This is a genomic window from Chryseobacterium culicis (assembly GCF_900108365.1).
Taxonomy (GTDB): Bacteria; Bacteroidota; Bacteroidia; order Flavobacteriales; family Weeksellaceae; genus Chryseobacterium; species Chryseobacterium culicis.
Genome location: NZ_FNWQ01000007.1, coordinates 203,366 through 227,390, shown reverse-complemented (window position 1 = coordinate 227,390; position 24,025 = coordinate 203,366). Strand labels below are relative to the sequence as shown.

The following is a 24,025-nucleotide window of genomic DNA, read 5'->3' as shown; positions in this document are numbered from 1 at the left end:
ATTGATTGATGATTACACGCAACGAAATATTGCATCGAAAGAAATAAAAGTATAATAAATCCAATGTTTTAGGGATAAAATCAATGGAGATGCTCTGCTTTTGAGAAATATTCAAAATATATTTTATTTTTTTTTAGTGTATTTGTATTGAAATATTTTTAAATTTTGATTAAAAAAAACAACTATAATTTGTGAATTATTTGTAGATTAGCGGCTTTAATAATGGATATGAAAAACAAAGCTCTACCTCTTCTATTTGCAGTGTTTTCTGCATTTCCTACAATATTGTTGGGACAAGATAATGAAAAACTGATTAAAGATTATATTTCTCAAAATAAAATAAGAGAATATAAAAAGTCTGATCTTAATAATATTATTATTGATAATGTTGATCCTTCAAAATCAATGAATGGGAATGTTGTCAAATTTTTACAGACCTATCATGGACTCCCGATATACAGTTCTGTAGGAACAGCTTTGATTAAGGAAAATAAAGTTGTTTACTACACAGATAATTTTGTAAAAGACTATACGGCATCTACATCGGGTACCGCTGTTATTGATAAAGGTACAGCACTTCAAAAAATTGCTGAAGATCTTAAAAATCCTGATATTGCCAATTTTACAATTCTGGAATATCTTGAAAAAACTCAGAAAAAATCTACATCTGCCCACCAGAGATTAGTGTATACAAACGACGACAGCGGAAACCTTCGCCTGGCGTATGAATATACCTTAATGGAGCCAAAATCTCCAAACTACTGGAATATTTTAGTAGATGCCGGCAACGGGAATATCCTGGTAAAAAATAATCTGACAGTATCTTGTAATTTCCATCATGATGCTTACAGTTCAGATACTGATTATAGCCATGCTGATCATTTTGAGAATAGATTAACCGGGCCTCAGAACAGCACAGTACAAAATAATATCCCTTTTCTTGTGCCGGACAATGCAACGTATAATGTCTTTCCTTTGCCTATTGAAGCACCTACTTTTGGTTCGAGATCTATTCTTACCAACCCGTGGCTTCTGAATGCATCTCCTGAAGGATGGCATTCTGACGGAGTAAACCATTATACAGTTACAAGAGGAAATAACGTTTTTGCTTACGAGGATGTTGCAGGAACAGCCTTAACGGCTCCCAATTATCTTACCGGAACTCCGGCAGAAGGAGGTGCTACCAGAAACTTTAATTTCCCTTTTGATATCAACGAAGCGCCTGTAAACAACAGAAATGCGGCCATCACCAATTTATTTTATCTGAATAATAAAATTCATGATGTTTTTTATCAGTTCGGATTTACAGAATCTGCGAAGAACTTTCAGCAGAATAATTTTGGAATGGGTCCTGTAGGAGGAGATGATGATTCTGTATATGCAGAGGCACAGGATGGGAGCGGATTAAATAATGCCAATTTTTCTTCACCAGCAGATGGTTATACTCCCAGAATGCAGATGTATCTATGGTCATCTATCGGTAGAATCTTATATTACAATGCACCAAGTGCCGCTGTGTCACGTACACCGGGAGCTGGAACAGCTCAGTTTGGTATGCCGGTACCCATGAACGGAATAACAGGTGATGTAGCATTATCTCCGGTTTTAGATGGATGTACTGCGTTGCCTGCAGGTTCATTGACAGAAAAAATTGGTTTGGTTGAAAGGGGAACATGTGCTTTCACTGTTAAAGTAAAAAATCTTCAGGACGCAGGTGCCAAGGCTGCTATTGTTTATAACAATACAGCGAATGGTGCTACACTAGGTAATATGGCGGGTAATGATCCTACTATTACTATTCCTTCAGTGCTTATTATTAATTCTGAAGGAGAATACATAAAATCTCAGCTTGCAGCAAATACCAATGTAAATATTACCCTGAAAGGAAATATGACGCCGGACGGAAGCTTTGATAATGGTATTGTAATCCATGAATACGGCCACGGGATATCCAACAGAATGACAGGTACAGGATCTGCATGTCTGAATTCCAATGTAAGTAAAGAGCAAATGGGAGAAGGATGGTCTGATTTCTTTGCCTTAATGCTGACCAATAAAGCCGGAGATAATGCGACCGTAGCAAGAGGTACAGGTACTTATGCATTAGGTCAGGCAATTACAGGAGGTGGTATCAGACCGGCAAAATATTCCACAAACCTTTCAGTTAACGGATATACTTACGGAAGTACCAACGGAATGGAATACAACAACGGAACGGCAATAGTTCCGGATGTACATTCTATTGGTTTTGTATGGGCTACCATGTTATGGGATCTTCACTGGAAGTATGTTGAAAAATATGGATACTCTTCAGATGTATTGTCTGCAACTCCTAATGGAAGCACAAAAGTATTGCAATTGGTAACAGATGCGCTGAAGCTTCAGGGATGTAACCCTAGCTTTATTGACGGAAGAAATGCAATATTGGCCGCAGAACTGGCAACTACACAAGGACAGGATAAATGTATGATCTGGGGCGTTTTTGCAAGAAGAGGGTTAGGGGTGAATGCTTCAGCCGGAGTTAAAAATAACATTAACGACCAGATTCAGGATCTTAATGTACCGGAAGAGTGTGCATTATTAGCTACCAGTGAAGTAAATGCAGATAAAAACAAAAATATCTCTATCTATCCAAATCCGGCTAAAGATGAGTTCTATATTAAATTCCCAAGCAATACTTTAGGAAAAGTAAGTGTTGAAATGTATGATATGTCTGGAAAACTGGTTTCTTCTGAAGATAAAATTTCACCGGACGCCAAGAAAGCCATCTCTACAAGCAATTTGGTAAACGGAACTTATATGGTTAAAATCAAAGGACTTGGTTTTGAAGCTTCGTCAAAAGTAATGGTTAAAAAATAATTTTTAATCATCAATTTAAAATCGCCACAAGCTTGCTTGTGGCGATTTTATTTATCTATTACTCTATAAGCTCCCAAATCATTTAATTTATATATCGTACCTTTGCAGGCTGTTAAAAAAATTATGAAGAAGAAAAATATACTAAAAGGTGTTTTATTTGTAGGGATTGGAGCTAGTATATACGGTATGTTGGCCACATTTGTAAAAATGGCTTACCACGATGGTTTTACCACCTCTGAAGTAACTACCTCTCAATTCGTATTAGGTTTAGTAGGACTATTGATCCTTAACTTTATTCAAACCCTAACCTCAAAAAAGAAATTATCGCTGCCGAGCTCTAAAGAAGTAAGAATGCTGCTGCTTGCAGGAACTTCATTGGGAGGAACAAGTTTATTCTATTATATAGCGGTACAATATATCAATGTTTCCATTGCTATTGTATTACTGATGCAGTCGGTATGGTTCAGCGTGGTGGTGGAAAGTATCATTACAAAAAAACTGCCCAATGCCAGAAAAGTAATTTCTGTAATTATCGTATTGCTGGGAACCATTCTGGCAACGAATCTTATTAATATGGAAATAGAACTGGATTGGCATGGCGTATTCTGGGGACTGATGGCGGCAGCTTCATATACTCTGACGATGTTTACCTCTAATACACTGGCCACTCATCTACCGGTTTTCAGAAAGAGTATTATTATGCTTGCTGGCGGTTCTGTAGTTGTTTTTGCATTTTTATTCTTTGCTCAGATAGGGCCGATGTATTTTGATGGTTTAAAATCATTGTACTTACATTTCACAGACAATACAGAACATATCCATTCATTTAACTATTCAATATTCCTGACGTACGGATTTGTATTAGCGCTGTTTGGAACAATTATACCCCCTATTTTATTTAACGTAGGATTTCCGAATGCAGGATTGGGGCTGGGAAGTATCGTTTCTTCACTGGAGCTTCCGGTTTCTGTAACGATGGCTTTTGTTTTACTGGGCGAGAAAGTATTTCTTATTCAGTGGGTCGGTATCGTCCTTATTCTTTTTGCTATTGTTCTGATGAATTTACCTTCAAAGAAAGAAAAAGAAGTGTCAATGGCTTAAAGATTTAAAAAAATTAACGAAAAATAACAGTTGAAGCCGTTCCTTTTGGAGCGGTTTTTTTTAATTTTAATCTTTAAATAAGAGTTTCATGAAACATTTCAGAAATATAATGATCGCTTTTACAGTATCGGTCTCCGGCTTTATGTTTTCACAGGTAAGACCTCTGGACGCGATGCTGTCTGATTATCAATATCCTTACGAAGTTCATTTTCTCCAGATGAAGTCCCAGGGTCAAGATTTAAAAATGGCCTATATGGACGTACACCCAAAAAAATCGAATGGAAAAACAATCATGCTGCTGCATGGTAAAAATTTTAATGGTGCTTATTGGGAGAGAACGGCTAAAGATCTTTCTGCCAAAGGATTCAGAGTTCTAATTCCGGATCAGATAGGATTTGGGAAATCTTCAAAACCCCATGCATACCAGTTTTCTTTTTCGCAGCTGGCAGAAAATACGAAAGAAATTCTGGATGAGCTAAAAATTGATCAAGCAATCGTGCTGGGCCATTCAATGGGCGGAATGGTAGCCACCAGGTTTACGTTATTATATCCTGAGAAAGTGCAGAAACTGATTCTTGAAAATCCGATAGGACTGGAAGATTATAAGACTTTTGCAGCCTATCAGACGATTGATCAGGCCTATCAGTCCGAACTTAAAAATACAGCTGAAACCTATAAAAACTATCAGCTGAAGTTCTATTATGATAATAAATGGAAAGAAGAATATCAGCCCTGGCTTGATCTGATAGCAGGGTGGACACTTCATAAAGATTACCCACAAGTTGCCTGGGATGCAGCACTTACTTCAGATATGATTTATAACCAGCCCGTTTGCTATGAATTTAAAAACATCAGAGTTCCCACATTGCTTATCATTGGTACAAGAGACAGAACAGCCATAGGAAAGGACAGGGCGCCTAAAGAACTTCAGCCGAAAATGGGGCAGTATCAGGAATTAGGAAAGAAAACCCAGCGGGAAATTGCCGGGTCAAAATTAGTAGAGATTGAAAACGTGGGGCACCTTCCACATATCGAAGTTTACCCGAAATTCATTGAAGCACTCTATAATTTTATTCAATAAACCCATTGCTAACCATAAAGCATTTTGAAACATTAAGTTTTGTAGATGATTACAATCAATAAATCGGTTCTTATCACTTTCATTAAACTCAATGTTTCTTTTTATTTTCCAAAAATAGTATTGTGAAAACACCAATGCCGGAAAACAGGATACAAGAAATTCCCAGGTGCTGTATAAGACCAATGCTTATCAATCCTGAGCCTATCAATATATAATAGATCAGTCCTAAGAGAGCGCCGGCACTTCCTGTTTCATTTTTGTAATTGATGAGTGCTGTACTCAAAATATTTGGAATAGCCGTACTGAATGCCATCACAATAAAAAAATAGGGAAGTAAAAAGTAAATTCCTTTATTTCCAAGAATCCATACGAAAACAGACGCTGCAAATGCTGTAATTATACTTATCTTAACTAAGAATTCAGGCTGTACATTCCTAAAGAGCATATACCTGTTAAGTTTCGCGCCTGCAAATATCCCACCTGCCAGTACAATACTGCTGTATCCAAACGCGTACGCAGGATAATGATGTTCTTTAAAAATAAACGGTGCCAGCGAATAATACGAAAACAAGAGAACATTAAAACTCATGATTAGTAAACAGCATTTGATGATACCCCGATCCTGAATCATCCGCTTGAAGAGACCTGCTAAAGTGCCGATATTGATTTCCTTTACTGAATGATGGGTTTCAGCAATTTTTTGTCTCGAAAGAATAAAGAAAAGGATAGCCAGTACAGATAAGGTGAGGAATACTCCCTGATGTCCGGCAGCAAACACCACTACTGAACCTGTGATCATGCCTACTATAGGGCTTATAGAAAGACCGATTCCAACCCAGGAAAATACTTTACTGAGATTATCTTTATCAAAGCTGTCTCTTAAAATGGTTTGGGTTACAATAGAACCTACAGAAATTCCAAAAGCGGAAATTATTCTGGCGGCGAGAAAAACAATAAAATCGGGAGCGAAAATTGCTGCCAATGCTCCTATTCCATAAGTGATAAGACCATATTCCAGTGATTTTTTTCTTCCTATTCTGTCACATTGAATACCCCAAAATGCCACTCCCAAAGCAAACGCTATAAAGTATAAACTGATGGTCAATGTAACCGATTCTTCTTTCACACCAAATTTTTCCTGTACCATGGGTAAGACCGGACTGTAAATGGTTTCTACAAACTGCGGAAGCATTACCAGCAAGGTCAACAGCCATATAGGATTTGTCTTTTTCATTTTTTTCTGCAAAGTTTCTAAAAAAACAATGTATATTTATAATGATATAAAAACAAAAAATATCAAAAATAAGACATGGCAGTATTGAAACAGAATGAGGAATTTGATGCCGATTCTATACAGGAGAAAGTAGTAGGAATAGCTTCAGATATGGTACTGCATGACTCTGGTTTTCATTTTCATACAACGAAAGCTCAGCTGTTGTATGCGCCCTCAGGTTGTATGACGGTGACTACTTCAGATAGGCAATTGATTCTGCCTCCTTTCCGCATGCTTTGGATTCCTTCCAATGAAGTGCATCGTGTTAATTTTCGCAATATTGTCGCTTACAGATCCATCTATTTTGATGAAAGGTACGCTGCAAAATATACCAATACCGGCCTCAAAGTTTTACATGTAAACCCTTTATTGAAGGAAATTATTGAAAGGATTTGCTTTTGGGAATGGTCGGCTCTTAAAGAGGATCAGGCTCATCTTTTGAAGGTTTTCTGGGATGAAGTGCAAAAAGCTCGGGAAGAAAAGCTTGAGCTCAAAATGCCTCAGGATAGCCGTTTTAAGAAGATTGCAGAATCCTGGACTCTGAGGCATTCTACACCGCCAATGCTGAAAGAGCTCGCAGAAAAGACAGAATCGGTAGAGAAAACAATCAGTCGTATTTTTAAAAAAGAAACGGGATTATCTTATCAGGACTGGAGACAGCAATGGAGGCTGCAGCGTTCAATAGAGCTTTTAGTGGAAGGAAATTCCATAGGAGAGGTATCTCATATTCTGGATTTCTCTTCAGACAGTGCGTTTATTGAGTTTTTCAAAAAACATACAGGTTCCACGCCTTTGCAGTATCTTATGAAAAATCAGGAGTTATCAAGATAAAAAGCTTATAAAATATTTCTTGTCCTATGCAAAGTTTATTGAAAAGTAATTTGCGTAACATTATATGTGTTAATCATATAACGCTGTGAAAATAAAAGATATGGACAATTATACCACTACAATTGAACTTAAAGCACCAGCAGAGAAAGCTTATGAGGCTCTTACTCATCAGATTCCCCTTTGGTGGTCTGAATGTTTTACCGGAACATCGGCAAAGCAAGGAGATGTATTTACTGTAAGATTTGGAGACCTTATTTATAAAACCATACGAATAAAAGAATCAATACATAATTCAAAAATTATCTGGTGTGTTGAAGATTCTTTAATTGCCCTTCCTGAATTGAAGAATCAGACAGAATGGATTGGAACGAGTATAGTCTGGGAAATGGAACAAAAGGAAAACAGCAGTTTGCTTCAGCTTACGCATTTAGGATTAAATCCGGCTGTGGAATGTTATGCCATTTGTTCCGGTGGCTGGGATCAGTTTATCGGAAGTCTGAAACTCTTTCTGGAAACCGGAAACGGAACTCCCTACAGAAAGTAAAAATAGTGATACATACAAAAAGAGGCTGTTTATAAGTAAACAGCCTCTTTTTGTATGTATTGTTGTCTGAATTATTTCTTCTTGTAAGCAGCGTCTTTGATTCTTGCTTTTTTACCTCTAAGGTCTCTGAAGTAGTAAATTCTAGCTCTTCTAACTCTACCTCTTCTATCAACTTCAATCTTCTGAAGTGCAGGCATGTTAATAGGGAATACTCTCTCTACACCTACATCACCACTCATTTTTCTGATGGTAAAAGTTTTTGTAGATCCAGTACCTCTTAGTTGGATAACTGTTCCTTTGAAGAACTGAGTTCTGGTTTTTTGTCCTTCTTTAATTTCGTAATACACAGTAATTGTATCACCTGCTTTGAATTCAGGGAATTCTTTTTTCGCAATGTACTTGTCTTGTACGTACTTTAATAAATCCATTATTAATAAAATAAAATGTTAAAGCTAAGCAACTTACACGTTCTTCGTCAGAGGTTGAATAACAGGTTGCAAATGTACAAAATAGTTTTTGAATATGCCAAATAATTAATGTACTAAAAACTATAATTTTTTTACTCCTTTTTTGCTGAAAACTTAACGGTTTCTTCAAAATACCATCAGACAGAGTTTATATGGGAAATCTACTTTTGCCCGAAGTAAAAAATCTGAGCAGTGATTTTTTTAATGAACTGATTTACAATTCGAAATTCTATATGTTATTTTAAAACGAAAACGATTATGAAACATTATTTCTTCTTTTTTTGTTTCGCGGTCCAGATGGCTTTCGGGCAGGTTTTGTATCCTTATCTGCAAAACCCGACTCCAAATTCTATGATTGTCAATTGGAAAACAGCTTCCAATAATGAAACAACAGTGATCTACGGAGACTCTCCAACCAACCTTAACGTTACGGTAACGGGAACCACCAATATCTTCTCAGATACCGGATATAACAACAACTATTATTATCACACGGCAAAGATTAATAATCTGCAGCCCAATACCAAATACTACTATAAAATTAAAACAGGAACAAGTGAGTCTGCTGTTTATAATTTCAGAACACTTCCTTTGCCGGGGCAGCCGGTAACTGCCAACGGGAAAATCCGTTTTCTTATTATGGGAGACAATCAGATCAAAGCAGAGCCGAGGTATGATACGCTTACTTTGAATGCCTATAAAAAACTAAAAGAAAAGTTTGGACCTGCTTCAGATCCTTCTGATAACATCGCGCTTACCTTCATGGTGGGTGATCAGGTAGACGTTGGTACGCTGGATCATTATGAGAATGTTCACTTCAAAAAGAATATCAAATTATCCCCATATCTTCCTATCCAGACAACGGTAGGAAACCATGAAACCTATGGAACAATGGGAATGAATTCCTATTATGCTCACTTTTATATTGATGAAATCAGTTATAAAGGGATAAGCTCGGGGAATGAAAATTATTATGCCCAGCAGGCAGGAAATGTATTGTTTGTGAGCTTAAGTTCAGAACATACGGGATCTGCCCAGCAGACGTGGCTGCAGCAGGTTTTAACCGCAGCTAACAATGATCCCACAGTAGACTGGATTATTTCTTTAAGCCACAGACCTTATCAGGCTGAGCAGTATGTAGGGGATATTTCTACATGGGTAAGAGAAAATGCAGTACCGCTTCTGGTAACTTCAGATAAGTATTTAATGCATGTAGGAGCTCACCATCATCTGTATCACAGAGGCCAGCTAAAAAATACACCCAACTATCAGATTATTTCTGGAGGAACGGCTTGGGATCAGTATTGGGGAATGTCTAATGAACAGGATTTTGATGATGTTCAGAAAACCTTAACCGACTGGACATACCAGATTGTGGAAGTGGATATTCCCACAGGAAAAGTGGACATTGAATGTTACTCCATCGGTGGTGTGTACAACAAGAAAAACAATGTGCTTGTAGATGCTTTCCACAGATATAAAAACCAGCCTAAACCGGCCAAACCATCCATCACAAACAATTTCGCAGGTACTGCTACTACTTTACCTTTAACATTGAATGGAAGTGCATTCTCTTCTTCAAACGGAGAACTTTTAAATACCACACAGTTTCTGATCAGCAAAACTGCGGATTTCTCTGTGATTGAAAAAGAATTCTACCGCGATTTTGAAAACTGGTTCGGGAAAGACGGAAACGGAACTCCTGATAAAACCAAAAACCTGAATGACGGAGTGGATATTACAAAAGCAACGTTAGCTGCAAACTCTATTCCTAATGGCATCTACTATGTAAAAACACGGTACAGAGACAGAAACCTTGAGTGGAGCGACTGGAGCGATGTAAAGCAGTTCGAAATTACAGGAAGCGTGGTTTCAAACCCTACATTCACTTTAAACAAAGCAGAATATGCCCAGAATGAAGCTATCACAGCTACTTATACAGGAGGCCCGGGAAATCAGCAGGATTGGGTAGGCATCTATAAGAAAGGACAGACTCCGGCCACCAGCACTTCTCAGGGATATATTTATACCAACGGGCAGACTGCCGGTACAGCTACTTTTACCAATGGTTTAGCTAATAAAGGCCAGTACTTTGCAGGATTCTTTGCGAATGGCGGGTATACGGAAATTACTGCAAGAAAGAATTTCTATGTAGGCCCAAAAGTGCAGCTTCAGGCTACTGCTGATACTTATCCGGTAGGAGGAACAGTGGTTATCAACTTTACCAATGGCCCGAACCTTCAGAAAGACTGGATTGGAATTTATAAAATGGGACAGACTCCCGGAACCACTGCTTCCATCAAATGGAGCTATGTAACAGCGGCTTCAGGAACGCTTAATTTCACGGGGCTTCCTAAAGGATATTATTATGCTCAGTACCTGCTGGAGGACGGATATAACGGAATCGGCGAAAAAGTCTTCTTTAAAGTAGGGGATATTGTGACGGATCTATGGATTAACAAACCTGTGTATACTTTAGGAGAAAATATTACTGCTTCATGGACAGATTCTCCGGGAATCATCAAAGACTGGTTAGGAATTTATCCTCAAAGTGTTCAGACACCGGATGATAACTTTGTTTCTTATACGTATTTTGATGGCGTCACCCAAGGAACGAAAACAATTCAGGGAACAGCGGTGCCAGCCACTCCGGGAAACTATTACATGGTTATGTTTACCAATGATTCTTATACAGAAGTGTCCAACAGGGTACAGTTTCAGGTGGCTTCACCTACTTTGGGAACTGAAGAAACAAGAAGCACAGAAAAGAATGTAGTGCTCTATCCAAACCCAACCAAACCGGGACAGCCTACTTTTATTAAGAGCGATTACCCGATTGAAAAAATTGAATTGGTATCAGCTTCAGGAGAACTGCTTTATGTATCAAAAAATATCAATAACCAGCGTTTCTCCCTGGTGAATGAGAATCTTCCGGCAGGCGTTTATTTTGTGAAAGTTCACGGAAGAAAACTATTTACTTTAAAACTGATCATTCAGTAAGATAAGCTGAGTGCAATTATCATTGTAGAGGCTGCCGGCAATGGCAGCCTCTTTTTTATTGAATTATCCATCATTATCCGTGAAAATCTGTGCTTGCGGCGGGCAAATAAAAAGCAGTTTCCAATTGAAACTGCCTTTATTACATAAATGATTAGTCAAAATAGTACAGATCATCCTCGCTCAGCATTGCCGGATTTTCTGTGGATGAATACTCTTCGGGTACATCGGCCAGCGTTTTGGTTTCCTGAATAAGCTTTCCATCCGTATCATAAAGCTTTAAGAGCACCCATTTCCCGCTGCGCTCAAGTTCTTTAGAACCGTTTAATGTGGTTAACTTTATTTTTCCGGATTGAAGAATCCCTGATTTGACAGAAGATTTACCGGCAGGTTTTCCTTTCATATACTGTACAATCTGTGCCGTGAAGAAATAATTACCCTCTTCCTCATTCAAAGGCTGGTTATAGGTGTATAAAACGGTACCTTTAATATCGTAGATGGTGGCATCATAAGCGGTTTGCTTAGCATTTAATTTCTTTTCGGATTTCAGCTTTTTTTCTTCATGATATATTTTGGTATTCACTACGATACCTTCCTTATATTGGGTCTCGGTGAGTCCTTCATAAGAGGTGCCATTGTAGGGCATGTCATCACTATAGGTGAGTGTAGATTTCAGTTTTCCGTCAGGACTGTAGTATTTGATCTCCTGTGTCACATCGTCTTTCAGTGTTTTTTCTGATGATAATTTTCCTGCCTCATCAAAATACCGGCTGGTTATAATACTCCCGTTTTTATAAATATCAATGGATGAAATCTGGGTATAATCATAATTTAGCTGATAATCTTCACCATCCATAGGCTTAAAAGCATCATTTTCTTTATCATATTGATATACAAGATGTCCTATTTTCTTACCGGATTCATCGTAAGTGGTTTTATAGCCGTCTTTTTTGTTATTTTTCTGTTCCTGCAGGAGCTTTCCGTTTTTAGCATATACAACGCCTTCTTTTACGCTGCCGTCACTTTTATATTTTTCAATTTTAGAAATTCTCATGGGATTCGGGTAATAATCTACCAGCAGAGTTTCTCCGGAGCCTGAAGGAGCCGTCCCGATAAGTTTCCCTTTTTCATCATAATATTTGGTTTCGGTACCGCCGTCTTTGGTTGAGTAGTTTTCGTATCTTATTCCTTTTATATCTTCATCATAAACAATTGTTTTTACAGGTAAAGAATTCTCATAGGTGGTAATGCTGTTGTAAAAATATTCGCTTTCAGGATCTTTATAAAGAAATGCTTTTCCATCGAAAGTGCCGTCAGCCTTATAATTCACATCTTCTGTAAGTCTTCCTTTTTCGTCATAAGACTGAGAAACTCCCAGCTGTTTACCCTTAGAAAACGTGGTTATCGACATTACTTTTCCTTCCGGAGTATACCAGGTTACCTTTCCGTCGAAAACTTCATTGTTTGGGGTAGTGTCGGAAGCAAGCCCTTCCATCTGGAGCTTTCCGTCCTTGTAGAAATCTTTGATGAGAGTGAGCTTTCCTTTTGGCGTTGTTTCACGGTAATATTCCATTTTATCCTGAGTGGTTTTCTCCCAGTTTTCATCGAAATACGTTTTTTCCTGTGCATATACGCTGGCACTCAGGACCAGGGCAAGTAATGCTGAGGTCAATAATTTTTTCATGTTTTTGTTGAAATTTGATTGATATTATAATGAATGTGATGATCTGTCTGCGGAAGACTAAATAAAGCAGATAATGATGTTCGTATAGAATAATTTTTACATTAAAATTGTGTTTAAATTATATTCAAAGACAATAAAATTTACTTGATTTTCATCTTTGAGGCTTCAAATATAAATCGAATTGACGAGAAATAAAACAAAAAATGAACAGACTTGTTCGGTTTTTTACGTAACTTTTTGATTATGTTATTTTTAAATCGTAAAAAATGCTGTTTATAAAATGTATGAAATTCAGTACGGCTTCCATTCATCAGATATACCAGAAAATTTATTAAATTTAGCCAACAGAAAAATCTAATATTTCATGATAGATAAAAGAGTAAAAAATGCAAAGGAGGCCATTGAAGGAATTAAAGATGGAATGACACTGATGCTTGGCGGATTCGGACTTTGCGGGATTCCCGAAAACTCAATTAATGCTTTGGTAGAAAGTGATGTGAAAGATCTTACCTGTATTTCAAACAATGCAGGAGTAGATGATTTCGGATTGGGACTGCTGCTTCATAAAAGACAGATCAGAAAAATGATCTCTTCTTATGTAGGAGAAAATGCCGAGTTTGAAAGACAGATGCTTTCAGGTGAACTGGACGTAGAACTTACGCCGCAAGGAACTTTAGCGGAAAAATGCAGAGCCGCTCAGGCAGGAATTCCTGCTTTTTATACCCCTGCAGGTTACGGAACTGAAGTAGCAGAAGGAAAGGAAGTGAAAGAATTTAAAGGTAAGCCCCATATTCTGGAACACGCGTATGATGCAGATTTTTCTATCGTAAAAGCATGGAAAGGCGATCATGCAGGAAATCTGATCTTCAAAGGATCTGCAAGAAATTTCAACCATCCGATGGCCGGTGCTGCTAAAATTACCATTGCTGAAGTAGAAGAACTGGTAGAGCCTGGACAATTGGATCCTAACGAGATTCATATTCCGGGAATTATGATTCAGAGAATTTTCCAGGGAGAAAAATTTGAAAAAAGAATTGAACAGAGAACAGTAAGAACTAAAGAATAAGTTCAAACAATAAAAAAAGCGCTGAACATACATTCAGCGCTTTTTTTATCCCTGAGGAGTAAGTGTTTTTCTTTCTCCGATCTGTTGTCTCCACATGGCGTAGTAAAGTCCCTTTTCATCAATAAGATTGGCATGGGAGCCTGTTTCTACTACTTGCCCGCGCTCCAGAACATAGATTTTGTCTGCATGCATAATCGTGCTTAAACGGTGTGCAATAAGAACCGTGATCTGTTCTCTTTCCTTCGAAATGTCTTTGATAGTCGTGGTAATTTCTTCTTCAGTAATACTGTCCAGTGCAGAAGTTGCTTCGTCAAAAATTAACAGGTGTGGTTTTCTTAAAAGCGCTCTTGCAATGGCAATTCTTTGCTTCTCGCCGCCGCTCAGCTTCAGACCGCCTTCTCCAATAACTGTCTCGATTCCTTTTTCGGCTCTTTCCAGCAGAGCTGTACAGCTTGATTTCTGTAAAGCAGCGGCCAGCTCTTCTTCAGTAGCCGAAGGATTAACGAAAAGAAGATTTTCTTTAATGGTTCCTGCGAATAACTGGGTATCCTGCGTAACAAAACCGATCTGGTTTCTCAGCTCATCAAAGTCAAACTCTTTTCCATTAATGCCATTATAAAAAATATTTCCTTCCTGAGGTCTGTATAAACCAACCAGGAGCTTTACCAGTGTACTTTTTCCGGAACCGCTAGGTCCTACAAAAGCTATAGTTTCACCATTTTTAAGATCAAAAGAAATATTATTTAACGCTTTATACTGAGCAGACTGATGCTTGAAAGAAACATGTTTGAATTCCAGTTCTTCAATCGCGCCAATTTTTTTAGGATGAAGAGGCTTTTCTTCCACCTCCTTTTTCATCAAACGGTCAAAATTCTGGAGAGAGGCCTCAGCTTCACGGTAAGAAATAATAATATTCCCGATTTCCTGCATAGGCCCGAAAATAAAGAACCCGTAAAACATCAGAGACAGGTACTGACCCGGAGTTACAATATTTTTAAAAATTAAATATAATAAGGTCAGCGTAATCATCTGCTGAAGAAAATTAACCATCGTTCCCTGAATAAAGCTTAAAGAACGGATGCTTTTCACTTTTCTCAGTTCAAGACCAAGAATCTTGTAGGTATTGTTATTTAAACGGATTACCTCCTGATTGGTTAATCCTAAACTTTTAACAATCTCGATATTCCTTAAGCTCTCAGTAGTACTTCCGGCTAAGGCAGTTGTTTCAGTCACGATATTTTTCTGAATTACTTTGATTCTCTTGCTCAATAAATTCGTCACAATGGCAATCAGAAAAATTCCGCAGATATAAACCGGCATGATAGACCAGTGTAAACGGATGGCATATACCGAAACAAAGATAATACTCACCAGAATTCCGAAGAAAATATTAATAAAATTAGTGATGAACTTTACGGTATCTTCCCGTACTTTGGTTAAAATAGAAAGCGTTTCACCACTTCTCTGATCCTCAAATTCCTGATAAGGAAGTGCCATAGAGTGCTTTAAGCCATCTGTAAATATTTTTGCTCCAAACTTTTGGGTAATCACACTCACCACATAATCCTGAAAAGCTTTGGCAATTCTGCTCACCATTGCGGTTCCGATAAGAAGCCCCAAAAAATAAAATGCGCCATGATATGCAGAACTTCCGTATAAATATTCATTCAGATTTCTCGGCAGAAGTTTTTCTTTATCAAAAAAGTTGGGGTGAGTAACCAGCTGGTCAAGGATGTTTCCTGTGATAGCCGGTGCGAATAAAGAAAAAACCTGGTTAATTGTAGCCAGAAATAACGAGATGATTATCAGCCACTGATAAGGTTTAAGATATTTAAAAAGTATTTTCATTCTGATAAAATAATGGAGCAAAATTACAGATATTATTTTAACTAACAGTGTTAATTGTTGCAGAGAACAAAGCCCTTTTGTATTCAAGTGAAAATAATTAAATTGCAGTCTAAGTTTTTATTATGCTTACAAAAGAACAAATTGCCAAAAGAATTTCAAAAGAACTGAAAGATCGTTATTATGTAAACCTGGGAATTGGAATTCCTACTTTGGTTGCCAACTATGTTCCGGAAGGGATTTCCGTAGAATTCCAGAGTGAGAACGGAGTGTTGGGGATGGGACCTTTCCCTTTCGAAGGAGAAGAAGATGCTGATATCATCAATGCCGGAAAACAAACCATTACTATTCTGGAAGGAGGCTCATTCTTTGATTCTGCCTTTAGTTTTGGGATGATTCGCGGTCAGAAAGTAGATCTTACCATCCTTGGAGCGATGGAAGTTTCGGAAAACGGAGATATTGCTAACTGGAAAATTCCGGGAAAAATGGTAAAAGGAATGGGAGGCGCCATGGATCTTGTGGCTTCTGCTGAAAACATTATCGTTGCCATGATGCACGTAAACAAAGCAGGAGAAAGTAAAATCCTTAAAAAATGCACGCTTCCTTTAACGGGCGTCAACTGCGTGAAAAAAGTAGTAACTGAATTAGCTGTTCTGGATGTCACTCCGGCAGGATTCAAACTGGTGGAGAGAGCACCAGGTGTTTCAGTAGAAGATATTGTTAAAGCTACAGAGGCTGACCTGATTATTGAAGGAGAAATTCCTGAAATGCAGTTCTGATCTGTTTAAAAAAATATAAAAGTTTCGGCCTCACAAAGTGAGGCCGAAACTTTTATAACACGTCAGAAATTTAAAATAAAAAATCTGACTCATCACAATATAGCCCTTCATCACTTAAAATTAGATTAATATTTCTATAATTGACCTTAAAAATGACATAGGAACTCACAGCGTCAAAAAAATAACTCCTGTGAACGTAAAGAACATTCTCCTGTTTGAAGCGCGAGACAAATCTGGAACTTAAAAAATAATGACTTCGCGCAAGTTTAGAATTTTTAGAGAACAGGAATTATTTTTAGTGGAGAGATCCAGGTCTTGAACTTTTGATTCTTTTGTTTCAAGACAAAAGAAAACCAAAAAAATACTTCACCATAAATCATCTTTATCATTTAAAATACTGATCAATATTTCTATAGAACACCTTAAAAGCGACATAGGAACTCGCAGCGTCAAAAAAATAACTCCTGTGAACGTAAAGAAAATTCTCCTGTTTGAAGCGCGAGACAAATCTGGAACTTAAAAAAATAATGACTTCGCGCAAGTTTAGAATTTTTAGAGAACAGGAATTATTTTTAGCGGAGAGATCCAGGTCTTGAACTTTTGATTCTTTTGTTTCAAGACAAAAGAAAACCAAAAAAATACTTCACCATAAATCATCTTTTATCATTTAAAATACTGATCAATATTTCTATGGAACACCTTAAAAGCGACATAAGAACTCGCAGCGTCAAAAAATAACTCCTGTGAACGTAAAGAACATTCTCCTGTTTGAAGCGCGAGACCAATCTGGAACTTAAAAAAAATAATGACTTCGCGCAAGTTTAGAATTTTTAGAGAACAGGAATTATTTTTAGTGGAGAGATCCAGGTCTTGAACTTTTGTTTCTTTTGTTTCAGGACAAAAGAAATTAAAACCAAAAAAGCTGCTTCATCATGAAACAGCTTTTATATATTCAGTCTAATTATATTTATTTCCCATCCTGAGCCCCGAACACCTTCTGCAGAATGCTTGTCGTTCTCATAGCGGGCGTATTTCTGATTCCGCTTTCTTTATCCGCAACCATTTTGAATACGCCGTTAATGGTTTCTGTAGTAACATATTCATTAAGATCAGTCGTTACAGCCTGTCCTGTAAAAGTATTATATTTTGAAATCAGGTTTTTCCAAAGTGTATCAGCACCTACTTTTCCTAAAGAAGCTTTTACTTTAGGCTGAAAGGCATTAAACAGCTGAGTCTGGGTTTTTCCCTGCAGATAATTCGTAGCCGCATTATTACTTCCCAGTAAAATGTTTTTGGCATCGGTAATCGTCATAGAGGTGATTGCATTTGCGAAGATCGGTGCAGCCTCTGTTACTGCATCTTCGGCCGCTCTGTTCAGTAATTTTACCCCCTGGTCAGCCAGACTTCCCATTCCGATGGACCGCAAAGTAGCATCTATTTTTCTTAACTTTTCAGGCATTAAAATTTTAACGGCTTCGTTTTTAAAGAAACCGTCCGTTACTCCCAGCTTTTTTACTCCATCTGTTACCCCCATGCTTAAAGCCTCTTTTAATCCTGAAGAGATCTGAGTAGAAGTAAGATTCCCAAGGTTGGCAGATGAATGAGTCGTCTGACCGGAAGATGTACTGGTTGTGGTAGAAGTTGCAGTACCATTATTTTTTACAGGTAGATTCAGATCTACACCGGTTTTGCTTTTAACGGTAGATTTTATGATATCCAGAAGTTGTGCTTGTGCTGACATTGAAAATAATAATCCGGCCGCCAGAAAAATGCTTTTTTTCATCGTATTTTTTTACAAATTTAAACCTTTAAATTTTTTTAAGTTGATTAAATTGATCAAAAAACAAACCATAAGTATTAAAATCTTATAGAACAATTTCTTACATATACATTTTAACTATTCCAGAGCGGCCCTTTCAGAAGAACCAGAACCATGGAAGATATTGAAATTTGTTTTTTAAAAAGGTTCAAAGAGTTTTGAAAAATAATTATCTTAGCTCAAACCTTAACCCCATCCCATGATACGGACTTTTTTAGCATTTTTTATACTGATTTCAAACGTGATTCTGGCCCAAAATACATTAAATTTAATCCCTTACCCGCAAAAAGTTCAGACTTTGCAGGGAGAATTTGCAATTCCGGACATTTTCATCCTAAGTGGCGAGCTGCCGAAAGAGGAGACGGAATATTTCAAAAAAAGAACAGGCTCACAGCTCGAATTTCAATATGCTCAGAAGGGGGAAGATATTCATTTAATACATTCTGTAATTCCTCCGGTTTCCGCAGCAGATGCAGAAGAGAAAAAAGAATATTACGCATTGGAAATTTCTCCAAAACAGATTCATATTAAATCCTATACAAGACAAGGATATTTTCTGGCTCTGCAGACTTTAATTCAGATTATTGATCAGTATAAGGATACTAAGAAAATTCCGGTGATGAAAATCGAAGATCAGCCAAAGTTTGCATGGAGAGGAATGCATCTGGATGTCTGCCGTCATTTTTTCACAGTGGATGAGGTAAAGCAGTATATAGACTATCTGGCAATGTATAAGCTGAACACTTTTCACTGGCATCTGACAGACGATCAGGGATGGAGAATTGAGATCAAAAAATATCCTAAGCTTACTCAGATCGGATCAAAACGTAAAGAATCCATGATTGGAGCGTATGTTGATAATACATTTGACGGGAAGCCTTACGGACCTTATTTTTATACTCAGGAAGACATCAAAGATGTCGTGAAATATGCGCATGAGAGACATATTACTGTAGTTCCTGAAATAGAAATGCCCGGGCACGCATTGGCCGCGTTAGCTGCATATCCTGAGCTGGCATGTACAAAAGGACCCTTTGAACCTGCTACAAAATGGGGCGTGTTTGATGATGTTTTCTGCCCGAAAGATGAAACATTTACCTTTCTTGAGAACGTCTTGGATGAGGTAATGCAATTATTCCCTTCCAAATACATTCATATTGGCGGTGACGAATGCCCGAAAACAAGATGGAAAGAATGCACACACTGCCAGGAACTGATCAAGAAGAATAATCTAAAGGATGAACATGGCTTACAAAGCTACTTTATTCACCGAATCGAAAAATATGTCAACAGCAAAGGGCGAAAAATCATCGGATGGGACGAAATTTTAGAAGGCGGATTAGCCCCGAATGCAGCGGTCATGAGCTGGACCGGTGTAAACGGAGGCATTGAAGCAGCAAAATCAAAACACTTTGCCGTAATGACCCCCGGCGCTTATTGTTATTTTGATCACTACCAGGGAGATCCACAGTCTGAACCTAATGCTTTTGGAGGCTTTACCCCTTTGGATAAAGTTTATGCTTACAATCCTATTCCTTCTGAACTGAATGCAGAACAGGCTCAGTACATTATGGGAGTTCAGGCTAACCTTTGGACAGAATATATCTTAGATTTTAAACATGTACAGTACATGATTTTCCCCCGGTTAATGGCTCTGTCTGAAGTGGGATGGGGAACATCAGATCCTAAAAAATACAAAGAATTTGAAAACAGAGTGATCAGTCAGTTTAAAGTGCTGGATAATATGCAGGTAAATTATGCAAAAAGTATCTACAACATCATTGGAAAAGTAGTTCCTGCCAATAACGGAATTGCATATGAGCTTTCAACTTCACAGAATTCGAAAGGTATCAGATATACGCTGGACGGAACAAATCCTACAATCAATTCTAAAACCTATCAGAATGCCGTTCAGATTCCTAATTCTTTAACGATTAAATCCGCTTATTTTGAAGAAGGACAATTGAAGAGCGCAGTTTCTGCACAGGAATTTACGGTTTCAAAGACGACCGGAAAAAACATTACCCTTGAACAGCAGCCCAACGAGAATTACTCTTTTGGAGGAGCTTTTACATTGGTAGACGGTATCATCGGAAATGTAAAACAGTTGGGCAAAACATGGCTGGGCTTCCAGGGGAAGGATGTGCTGGCTACAATAGATTTGGGTAAGAAGACCGCTTTTACGGAAGTCTATTTTAATACTCTTGAAAATAAAGGCAGCTGGATTCATCTGGCTAAATCAGCAAAAATTTTTATTTCCGATGACAATACGAATTTTAAGCTGATCAAAGAAATCGGAACCGCAGAAATTCAGGATGCCCATGGAAAAATCAAAGTGAATGTAGGAACTCAAAATGCAAAATATTTGAAAGTAACGATTGAAAATGCAGGGATTATTCCGGCTGGAAATCCCGGAGCAGATTCCAAAGCGTGGCTGTTTGTGGATGAAATTGGTATAAATTAATAAAAATGCAGGACGACACGATACTTTCTTCGGAATTCTCATCATCACCGGAACTCGTAGAAAAGCTGTATCAGTATGGTATAACAAAAAAATACCATGCAGGTGATATTATTTTGGATGAAAATGCTTCCATCCGCTCTATTCCTATTGTGATGAAGGGAATGCTGAAAGTCATCAGGACTGAAGAAGACGGACGTGAAATTTTATTATACTATATCAAAGCTGGTGAAAGCTGCATCATGTCTTTTCTGGGAGGGATGCACAATGAAAAAAGCATCGTTAAAGCCGAAATAGAAGAGGATGCAGAAATTCTTTTTTTACCGGTAGACAAAGTTTCCTTATTCATAAAAGAATACCCGGAATGGCTGGACTATATTTTCAGGTTATATCACAAAAGATTTGAAGAGCTGCTGGATATTATCAACGCGATTGCTTTCAAAAAAGTAGACGAAAGACTTCTGAATCTGCTGCATAAAAAGTCTGGAATTACCGGCTCTCAAACCATCCATACCACCCACGAACAGCTGGCAAATGAGCTGGGAACAGCAAGAGTAGTGGTGTCCCGGCTTCTGAAACAGCTGGAAGAAGACGGAAAACTGAAGCTGGGCAGAAATAAAATCACGATTCTGAAAACCTTCAGCTCATAAGCTTTCTCTCAATCTTAGGAAAAGTACGATTCCGCTTCCTCGGAATGGTGTCAAATTCAAAGAATTTTTAACAGGGTGGCCGGCAATTATTACAGGCCGAGGGTGAAGTAAACTGAGCAGAGAAATTACTCAACATTAAAAAACTTATTTGTTCTTTGTGACATATCAGTATTCCTCATGTTAAAAAATCTCCTTATGTAACAAAAGTAGCTGTAGCCGTCTTTGAACATTCCCATTTTTGCGTCATAATAATTTGAATAGTGAAATGGAAATTATAGGGTATGCAGCAGCAGTTTTCATAGGGATTTCTTTGGGATTAATTGGGGGAGGAGGAAGTATTCTTACTGTACCTGTCCTCGTTTACCTGTTTGGGATTGATGCTTTTCTGGCAACGGAATATTCGCTCTTTGTAGTGGGAATAAGCAGTCTGGCAGGATCTGTCGACTATTTCAAAAAAGGTTTGGTTAATTTTAAAATAGCATTGCTATTCGGAATTCCTTCTGTTGTATTCATCTTTCTTACGAGAATTTATCTTCTCCCTGTAATTCCTGAGGAAATTTTCAGAACACAGAAATTTATTCTGACACGCAACATCTTTTTACTCCTGATCTTTGCAGTCTTAATGATCCTCGCTTCTTATACAATGATCCGCAAAAATACTTCGGAAAAGCCTTTAGGAAATAATGAGAATAAAAGCAATATTTTGCTGTTAGCGGGTCAAGGCGCAATAGTCGGATTTTTAACAGGCCTGGTAGGTGCAGGAGGTGGTTTTATGATCATTCCTGCATTGGTTAATCTTTTAAAAACTCCAATGAAGAAGGCCATAGGAACGTCATTGGTTATTATTTCCTTTAATTCTCTTATAGGGTTTGTTTTCTCTGTAAGCTACATGAAAATAGATTGGGGACTTCTGCTGTCTATTACAGGTATTGCCATTGCAGGCATTATAATCGGCTCTCAATGGTCAAAAAAGATAGATGGTAAAAAACTCAAGCCCGCATTCGGATGGTTTATCCTGATAATGGGCATTTACATTGTCATTAAAGAAATCTTTCTATAATTTTCTTGTGTAACAAAAGTAGCTGTAGAGGAAAAACAAAAACAGGAGATTTGTACCATAATAAAAATATGAAATATAAATACAATGAAAATAGAGCAGATTTATACAGGATGCCTTGCACAGGGCGCTTATTATATTACCTCAGCAGGAAAAGCCGCAATTATTGACCCTTTAAGAGAAACGGAGCCCTATATCCGCAGACTGAATGAGGATGGAGTGGAATTAGAATATATTTTTGAAACCCATTTCCATGCAGATTTTGTAAGTGGACACCTCGACCTAAGCCGCAAAACGGGCGCTCCAATAGTTTACGGTCCTACAGCCCAACCTGAATTTGAAGCCATTATCGCAGAAGATGAGCAGATATTCGAAATAGGAAATATTAAAATTAAAGTTCTTCATACACCAGGACACACGCTAGAAAGTTCTTGCTACTTGTTGATTGACGAAAATGGAACAGAAAAAGCGCTTTTCAGTGGCGATACTTTATTCCTTGGAGACGTAGGCCGTCCTGATCTGGCCCAGAAGGGATCGAATATGACTCAGGAAGAACTTGCTGGACTCTTATATGATAGCTTGTACCATAGGATATTGCCTTTAGATGATGGTATTACTGTTTATCCAGCTCACGGTGCCGGTTCCGCCTGTGGTAAAAATATGCAGAAAGAAACCGCAGATACACTGGGAAATCAGAAGAAAACCAATTATGCTTTGAATCAAAAGGATAAACAGAGCTTTATCAATGAAGTGACTGACGGACTTTTACCTCCTCCAGCTTACTTTGGGATGAACGTGATGATGAATAAAAAAGGATACAGCAGTTTTGATGAGGTCCTTTCACAAGGACTGCATGCGCTTTCTCCAGAACAGTTTGAAGAAATTGCTGAAGCTTCAGGAGCTTTGATTTTAGATGTAAGAACCAGTCATGAATTTGTCAAAGGATTTATTCCACAGTCTATCAATATAGGTTTGGATGGAGATTTTGCTCCTTGGGTTGGTGCTTTAATTGCAGACGTAAATCAGTCCATTCTATTGGTAACGGAAAATGGAAATGAAGAAGAAGCAGTGACCCGTTTGAGTAGAGTAGGATTTGATCATATTTTAGGATTTTTGGAAGGAAACTTTGAAGCCTGGAAAAAGAGCGGAAAAGAAACTGACTTTGTGAACCGTATCTCTGCACAGCAGTTTGAATCCGAAATCAAAGAAAAAGAAGCAAAGATTATAGATATAAGAAAAGAAATTGAATACTGTGCAGAACATATTCATGAAGCCTACAGCAAACCTTTGGCTTATATCAATGAATGGATTCATGAGATAAATCCAGCAGAACATTTCTACATGCATTGTGGAAGTGGCTACAGAAGTACCATAGCGGCAAGCATTCTTCAGGCAAGAGGATACCGTAATTTTTCCGAAATTGAAGGAGGTTTTAAAGCAATTGCCTCCACAGGAATTCCTAAAAGTGATTATGTGTGTCAAACTAAAATTTTAAATAAATTAGATTAAAA

17 protein-coding genes are annotated in these 24,025 nt (G+C 37.8%); 12 read left to right on the top strand and 5 right to left on the bottom strand.

All coding sequences use genetic code 11. The annotated features are described in order from the left end of the window. Positions 1 to 228 precede the first annotated feature (228 nt). The 3 genes from BLW74_RS20425 (at position 229) to BLW74_RS20415 (ending at position 5,041) form a co-directional block, all read left to right on the top strand. Positions 229 to 2,859 carry a T9SS-dependent M36 family metallopeptidase gene (locus tag BLW74_RS20425; RefSeq protein ID WP_228424985.1) on the top strand — a complete coding sequence of 877 codons (2,631 nt, stop codon included), beginning with the start codon at positions 229 to 231 and terminating at the stop codon, positions 2,857 to 2,859. A 123-nt stretch (positions 2,860 to 2,982) separates the two neighbouring features. Beyond that, positions 2,983 to 3,960 (top strand): EamA family transporter, encoded by a 978-nt coding sequence (locus BLW74_RS20420; RefSeq protein ID WP_089696118.1) that lies wholly within the window; start codon positions 2,983 to 2,985, stop codon positions 3,958 to 3,960. Positions 3,961 to 4,048: 88 nt separating this feature from the next. Next, positions 4,049 to 5,041: an alpha/beta fold hydrolase gene (locus BLW74_RS20415; protein WP_089696116.1), complete on the top strand. Its 993-nt coding sequence runs from the start codon at positions 4,049 to 4,051 to the stop codon at positions 5,039 to 5,041. 88 nt (positions 5,042 to 5,129) lie between these two features. On the opposite strand, the gene BLW74_RS20410 is transcribed toward BLW74_RS20415, so the two are convergent. After that, positions 5,130 to 6,275, bottom strand: a complete 1,146-nt coding sequence (locus tag BLW74_RS20410) for an MFS transporter (protein WP_089696113.1) — start codon at positions 6,273 to 6,275, stop codon at positions 5,130 to 5,132. 75 nt (positions 6,276 to 6,350) lie between these two features. Between BLW74_RS20410 and BLW74_RS20405 the strand changes: the two genes are divergently transcribed. Both BLW74_RS20405 and BLW74_RS20400 read left to right on the top strand, forming a co-directional pair. Then, the gene (locus BLW74_RS20405; RefSeq protein ID WP_089696107.1) at positions 6,351 to 7,145 is read left to right on the top strand and encodes an AraC family transcriptional regulator; all 795 of its coding nucleotides are present in this window, start codon (positions 6,351 to 6,353) and stop codon (positions 7,143 to 7,145) included. 100 nt (positions 7,146 to 7,245) lie between these two features. Further along, positions 7,246 to 7,689 (top strand): SRPBCC family protein, encoded by a 444-nt coding sequence (locus BLW74_RS20400; RefSeq protein WP_139265772.1) that lies wholly within the window; start codon positions 7,246 to 7,248, stop codon positions 7,687 to 7,689. Between the two features lie 71 nt (positions 7,690 to 7,760). Here the strand turns inward: BLW74_RS20400 and rplS are convergent, their stop codons facing one another. Next, on the bottom strand, positions 7,761 to 8,117 hold the full coding sequence (rplS, locus tag BLW74_RS20395) for a 50S ribosomal protein L19 (protein WP_002980648.1): 357 nt from the start codon (positions 8,115 to 8,117) through the stop codon (positions 7,761 to 7,763). 297 nt (positions 8,118 to 8,414) lie between these two features. Between rplS and BLW74_RS20390 the strand changes: the two genes are divergently transcribed. Further along, positions 8,415 to 11,156, top strand: coding sequence for a fibronectin type III domain-containing protein (locus tag BLW74_RS20390; RefSeq protein ID WP_089696098.1), 2,742 nt, complete (start codon positions 8,415 to 8,417; stop codon positions 11,154 to 11,156). 151 nt (positions 11,157 to 11,307) lie between these two features. Here BLW74_RS20390 and BLW74_RS20385 read toward each other — a convergent pair whose 3' ends face one another. Next, the gene (locus tag BLW74_RS20385; RefSeq protein WP_089696095.1) at positions 11,308 to 12,837 is read right to left on the bottom strand and encodes a toxin-antitoxin system YwqK family antitoxin; all 1,530 of its coding nucleotides are present in this window, start codon (positions 12,835 to 12,837) and stop codon (positions 11,308 to 11,310) included. A 364-nt stretch (positions 12,838 to 13,201) separates the two neighbouring features. On the opposite strand from BLW74_RS20385, the gene BLW74_RS20380 reads away from it, so the two are divergent. Continuing rightward, complete coding sequence (locus tag BLW74_RS20380) at positions 13,202 to 13,903, top strand: CoA transferase subunit A (protein ID WP_089696092.1); 702 nt, start codon at positions 13,202 to 13,204, stop codon at positions 13,901 to 13,903. 45 nt (positions 13,904 to 13,948) lie between these two features. Here BLW74_RS20380 and BLW74_RS20375 read toward each other — a convergent pair whose 3' ends face one another. After that, a complete protein-coding gene (locus tag BLW74_RS20375; protein WP_089696088.1) occupies positions 13,949 to 15,751 on the bottom strand; it encodes an ABC transporter ATP-binding protein in 1,803 nt (600 codons plus the stop codon). Between the two features lie 122 nt (positions 15,752 to 15,873). Between BLW74_RS20375 and BLW74_RS20370 the strand changes: the two genes are divergently transcribed. Further along, entirely contained in the window at positions 15,874 to 16,527 is a 654-nt protein-coding gene (locus BLW74_RS20370; RefSeq protein WP_089696085.1) for a CoA transferase subunit B, read from the top strand. Positions 16,528 to 17,494: 967 nt separating this feature from the next. On the opposite strand, the gene BLW74_RS20365 is transcribed toward BLW74_RS20370, so the two are convergent. Continuing rightward, positions 17,495 to 18,310 carry a DUF4197 domain-containing protein gene (locus tag BLW74_RS20365; RefSeq protein ID WP_089696081.1) on the bottom strand — a complete coding sequence of 272 codons (816 nt, stop codon included), beginning with the start codon at positions 18,308 to 18,310 and terminating at the stop codon, positions 17,495 to 17,497. A gap of 235 nt (positions 18,311 to 18,545) precedes the next feature. Between BLW74_RS20365 and BLW74_RS20360 the strand changes: the two genes are divergently transcribed. From BLW74_RS20360 to BLW74_RS20345, 4 genes are all read left to right on the top strand, one after another. Continuing rightward, positions 18,546 to 20,810: a glycoside hydrolase family 20 protein gene (locus tag BLW74_RS20360; protein ID WP_089696078.1), complete on the top strand. Its 2,265-nt coding sequence runs from the start codon at positions 18,546 to 18,548 to the stop codon at positions 20,808 to 20,810. A 5-nt stretch (positions 20,811 to 20,815) separates the two neighbouring features. Next, the gene (locus BLW74_RS20355; protein ID WP_089696075.1) at positions 20,816 to 21,457 is read left to right on the top strand and encodes a Crp/Fnr family transcriptional regulator; all 642 of its coding nucleotides are present in this window, start codon (positions 20,816 to 20,818) and stop codon (positions 21,455 to 21,457) included. 265 nt (positions 21,458 to 21,722) lie between these two features. After that, positions 21,723 to 22,517 carry a sulfite exporter TauE/SafE family protein gene (locus BLW74_RS20350; RefSeq protein ID WP_089696072.1) on the top strand — a complete coding sequence of 265 codons (795 nt, stop codon included), beginning with the start codon at positions 21,723 to 21,725 and terminating at the stop codon, positions 22,515 to 22,517. An 84-nt stretch (positions 22,518 to 22,601) separates the two neighbouring features. After that, a complete protein-coding gene (locus tag BLW74_RS20345; RefSeq protein ID WP_089696069.1) occupies positions 22,602 to 24,023 on the top strand; it encodes an MBL fold metallo-hydrolase in 1,422 nt (473 codons plus the stop codon). Positions 24,024 to 24,025: the final 2 nt, after the last annotated feature.

What these genes read in the sequence shown, in the direction of transcription:
- BLW74_RS20370 (WP_089696085.1), top strand. Translation starts at nt 15,874, where the DNA reads ATGCTTACAAAAGAACAAATTGCCAAAAGAATTTCAAAAGAACTGAAA.
- BLW74_RS20360 (WP_089696078.1), top strand. Translation starts at nt 18,546, where the DNA reads ATGATACGGACTTTTTTAGCATTTTTTATACTGATTTCAAACGTGATT.
- BLW74_RS20390 (WP_089696098.1), top strand. Translation starts at nt 8,415, where the DNA reads ATGAAACATTATTTCTTCTTTTTTTGTTTCGCGGTCCAGATGGCTTTC.
- BLW74_RS20350 (WP_089696072.1), top strand. Translation starts at nt 21,723, where the DNA reads ATGGAAATTATAGGGTATGCAGCAGCAGTTTTCATAGGGATTTCTTTG.
- BLW74_RS20365 (WP_089696081.1), bottom strand. Translation starts at nt 18,310, where the DNA reads ATGAAAAAAAGCATTTTTCTGGCGGCCGGATTATTATTTTCAATGTCA.
- BLW74_RS20355 (WP_089696075.1), top strand. Translation starts at nt 20,816, where the DNA reads ATGCAGGACGACACGATACTTTCTTCGGAATTCTCATCATCACCGGAA.
- BLW74_RS20385 (WP_089696095.1), bottom strand. Translation starts at nt 12,837, where the DNA reads ATGAAAAAATTATTGACCTCAGCATTACTTGCCCTGGTCCTGAGTGCC.
- BLW74_RS20425 (WP_228424985.1), top strand. Translation starts at nt 229, where the DNA reads ATGAAAAACAAAGCTCTACCTCTTCTATTTGCAGTGTTTTCTGCATTT.
- BLW74_RS20410 (WP_089696113.1), bottom strand. Translation starts at nt 6,275, where the DNA reads ATGAAAAAGACAAATCCTATATGGCTGTTGACCTTGCTGGTAATGCTT.
- BLW74_RS20420 (WP_089696118.1), top strand. Translation starts at nt 2,983, where the DNA reads ATGAAGAAGAAAAATATACTAAAAGGTGTTTTATTTGTAGGGATTGGA.
- BLW74_RS20405 (WP_089696107.1), top strand. Translation starts at nt 6,351, where the DNA reads ATGGCAGTATTGAAACAGAATGAGGAATTTGATGCCGATTCTATACAG.
- BLW74_RS20400 (WP_139265772.1), top strand. Translation starts at nt 7,246, where the DNA reads ATGGACAATTATACCACTACAATTGAACTTAAAGCACCAGCAGAGAAA.
- BLW74_RS20345 (WP_089696069.1), top strand. Translation starts at nt 22,602, where the DNA reads ATGAAAATAGAGCAGATTTATACAGGATGCCTTGCACAGGGCGCTTAT.
- BLW74_RS20380 (WP_089696092.1), top strand. Translation starts at nt 13,202, where the DNA reads ATGATAGATAAAAGAGTAAAAAATGCAAAGGAGGCCATTGAAGGAATT.
- BLW74_RS20375 (WP_089696088.1), bottom strand. Translation starts at nt 15,751, where the DNA reads ATGAAAATACTTTTTAAATATCTTAAACCTTATCAGTGGCTGATAATC.
- BLW74_RS20415 (WP_089696116.1), top strand. Translation starts at nt 4,049, where the DNA reads ATGAAACATTTCAGAAATATAATGATCGCTTTTACAGTATCGGTCTCC.
- rplS (WP_002980648.1), bottom strand. Translation starts at nt 8,117, where the DNA reads ATGGATTTATTAAAGTACGTACAAGACAAGTACATTGCGAAAAAAGAA.